This is a genomic window from Desulfonatronospira sp. (assembly GCA_003563255.1).
In the GTDB taxonomy this organism is placed as follows: domain Bacteria; phylum Desulfobacterota; class Desulfovibrionia; order Desulfovibrionales; family Desulfonatronovibrionaceae; genus Desulfonatronospira.
In genome coordinates, this window is record PWSL01000235.1 from 1 (window position 1) to 3,188 (window position 3,188).

The window sequence follows — 3,188 nt, forward strand, 5'->3', positions numbered from 1 at the left end:
CGGATGTCTGATGTCGGAGGTCGGAGGTCGGAGGTCGGAAGTCGGAGGTCGGATGTCGGATGTCTGAGGTCTGATTTACGATTGCAAGTGATCCCCTGCAGGCATTTGTTGTTTCGACAAAGTCAAGCAGCAGAGGAGTGGTTTTGGAAAAATATTATGCTTATATGAGGAAGCAGTGCAATGCATTATGACAATATATTGACCAGAAAGATACAGGCTGCCGTGGAAAGCGGGCGCAAGGCCCTTATACCTTTTGTGCCGGCGGGGTTTCCAGTCAAGGACAGGTTCTGGGATGTGATCCTGGAGCTGGACGCCGAGGGCGCGGATGTCATAGAGATCGGAGTGCCCTTTTCAGATCCAGTGGCTGATGGTCCGGTGGTGGAAAAGGCCTCCATACGCTGCCTGGAGCAGGGAGTTAACCTGGACTGGATTTTTGAAGGCCTGGCTGAATACAGGGACAGGATCCGGGCAGGACTGGTTTTTATGGGGTACTTCAACCCCTTTCTGCAGTATGGCGTTGACAGGCTGGCCGGATCCTGCAGGGAGGCCGGGGTGAGCGGGCTTATTATCCCGGATTTGATCCTGGAGGAAGCCGAACCTTACATGGAGATGCTGAATGAAAACAACCTGGCCTATATTCCCCTGGTGGGTCTTAATACTTCGCTGGAGAGGCTGCAGGCATATGCCGGGCTCTGCCCTGCTTTTGTCTATGTTGTCTCGGTAATGGGTATTACCGGTACAAAGACCGGTTCCATGCAGGTTCTGGGAGCCAAGCTGCGCCAGGTACAGGATAGTTTTGAATGCCCCGTGGCCCTGGGTTTCGGCATCAGTTCCAAAGACCAGCTTGAGTCCATAGAAGAGCATGTGGATGCAGTTGTTTTCGGTAGCGCCCTGATCAACCACCTGGATGAGGGCAGGACTCCCAGGGAGTTTATGGCCGGGTGGTAGTGGGGGTATGGATTATGGGAGTTGGAGAGGGAACAAGAGGGAGCGGAGGAAAGGCATGGAGCATCATTCGGCCGCTATGATGCTCAAAATAATGGACGCGCTGCGTTCTGAAGAGTTTCCACGCGGAGCGTGGGAGCGATATAAAGGAGAAAAACCATGAGTAAAGATCAGATGCCCAAAAATTATCAGCTTATGCAGGAGCAGCACCCGGGATTTATCAAGGCAGTGGCAGAGCTTGGCAATGCAGTACGCCAGGAGGGTCCACTGGATGCAAAGACTGTTGAGCTTATCCAGTTGTCTGCGGCGGCAGCCCTGAGACTTGAGGGCGCGGTACACAGCCATGCCCGCAGGGCGCTCAAGGCCGGAGCCACCCCGGAGGAGCTTCGCCAGTCTTTGATGGTAATCACCTCCACCACTGGCTTTCCCACAGTGGCGACAGCCATGAGCTGGGTCAGGGATGTAACCGGGGAGTAGTGACTTGCCGCTGCAACCCTGTCACATAAAACAGGCGTAACCATTCAGGGGGGCCTCGTTGGTGATTACTGGCACCAGGCCTGGGGACTGTCCCCCCAAAAAAAACCAACAAAGTCAAAGGCAACCATAATTGTGGAGGTTATGCATGCAAAAGCCCGTGGTTTTTAATTGCCGGAATGCTGATGATGTTACCAGGGCGGTGGAGGAATACAATATTAGCTTTGTGCAGTTCTGGTTCGTGGATGTCCTGGGTAATCTCAAGAGTTTTCAGGTGACTCCCAGCGAGCTGGAGGAAGCCTTTGAAGAGGGCATGGGGTTTGACGGTTCTTCCATTGAGGGCTTTTCAAGGATTCATGAAAGCGATATGCTGGCTTTCCCCGACCCGGCGACTTTTCAGATAGTTTCCTGGCGACCCATTGAGCGGCCTGTGGCAAGGGTGTTCTGCGATATCAAGAACCCCGACGGCAGCCCCTATGAAGGTGACAGCAGGTATGTCCTTAAAAGGATCCTGTCCAGGGCCGCTGAAGACGGGTACAGCTTTTACGTGGGCCCGGAGCTGGAGTTTTTCCTTTTTGAGAGTTCCAGGGAACCCAAGACCCTGGATTTCGGTGGATACTTTGATGCTCCGCCACTGGACCTGGCCAACGACATCCGCAGGGACATCATTGACGCCCTGATAAACATGGGTATCATTGTAGAATACAGTCATCACGAGGTGGCTCCCAGCCAGCACGAGATAGACCTGCGCTACCAGGAAGCTCTGAAAATGGCCGACACCGCGGTCACTTACCGGGTAATCGCCAAAGAAGTCGCCAGACGTCACGGCTGTTATGCCACCTTTATGCCCAAGCCCCTGTTCGGGGAAAACGGGAGCGGTATGCATGTGCACCAGTCCCTTTTCAAAAACGGCAAAAACGTGTTTTTTGACCCTGATGCACCGGACAATCTGAGCAAGGAGTGCAAATACTACATCAGCGGCCTTCTAGAACACGCCAACGAGATTACCGCGGTGTGCAACCAGTGGGTCAATTCCTACAAAAGGCTGGTGCCGGGATATGAGGCCCCGGTATACGTGGCCTGGGCGAGGCGCAACCGTTCCTCGCTGGTGCGGGTGCCCATGTACAAGCCGGGCAAGGAAAAGGCCACCCGGGTGGAACTGAGATCACCGGACCCGGCCTGCAATCCCTATCTCGCCTTTGCATGCATGCTTGCCTCCGGGCTTAAGGGGATGGAAAAGAAATACCCCCTGCCCGAGGCGGTGGAAGAGGATATTTTCGAGATGAACGAGGACGAGAGAAAGAAGCATAATATCCCAAGTCTGCCCGGAAGTCTTTTCGAGGCGGTGGAGGTGCTGGAAAAAAGCAGGGTGGTCCGGGAGGCCCTGGGAGAGCATATTTTCAGAAACTTCATCGCCAACAAGAAAATCGAGTGGAATAATTACCGTATCCAGGTCACAGAGTATGAGCTGAAAAAATATCTGCCGCTATTGTAACGCTACAGCGCAACTTATGTACTTACCGCCGGGGACTGGCTCTTTTGCCGTCAAGTATTTGGAGTGCTTGCAAGTTATCAATCGGTAAAAGATCCTGTCCCCGTGCCACATGCAAAGCGCTGACAGATACTGGTAACTTCTCAATAACTCCGGGCGATCTAACACTAACGCGGGCTTTGCCCGCAACCCAGATAAGAAAAGAGTTTTTAGCCCACCCCAGTAAAATGGGAAGAAATTTTACGGGGCAGGCAGATCACACCCAGTGAAATCCGTC

General features: G+C 53.4%; 3 protein-coding genes. All 3 read left to right on the plus strand.

Annotated elements, in window-relative coordinates; genetic code table 11:
- The first annotated feature begins 180 nt into the window (after positions 1 to 180).
- The 3 genes from trpA (at position 181) to QZP87_RS06855 (ending at position 2,914) form a co-directional block, all read left to right on the plus strand.
- The gene (gene trpA / locus QZP87_RS06845; RefSeq protein ID WP_291322173.1) at positions 181 to 948 is read left to right on the plus strand and encodes a tryptophan synthase subunit alpha; all 768 of its coding nucleotides are present in this window, start codon (positions 181 to 183) and stop codon (positions 946 to 948) included.
- A gap of 156 nt (positions 949 to 1,104) precedes the next feature.
- Positions 1,105 to 1,422: a carboxymuconolactone decarboxylase family protein gene (locus tag QZP87_RS06850; RefSeq protein ID WP_291322174.1), complete on the plus strand. Its 318-nt coding sequence runs from the start codon at positions 1,105 to 1,107 to the stop codon at positions 1,420 to 1,422.
- A 145-nt stretch (positions 1,423 to 1,567) separates the two neighbouring features.
- Entirely contained in the window at positions 1,568 to 2,914 is a 1,347-nt protein-coding gene (locus QZP87_RS06855) for a glutamine synthetase family protein (RefSeq protein ID WP_291322175.1), read from the plus strand.
- The last annotated feature ends 274 nt before the right edge of the window (positions 2,915 to 3,188 follow it).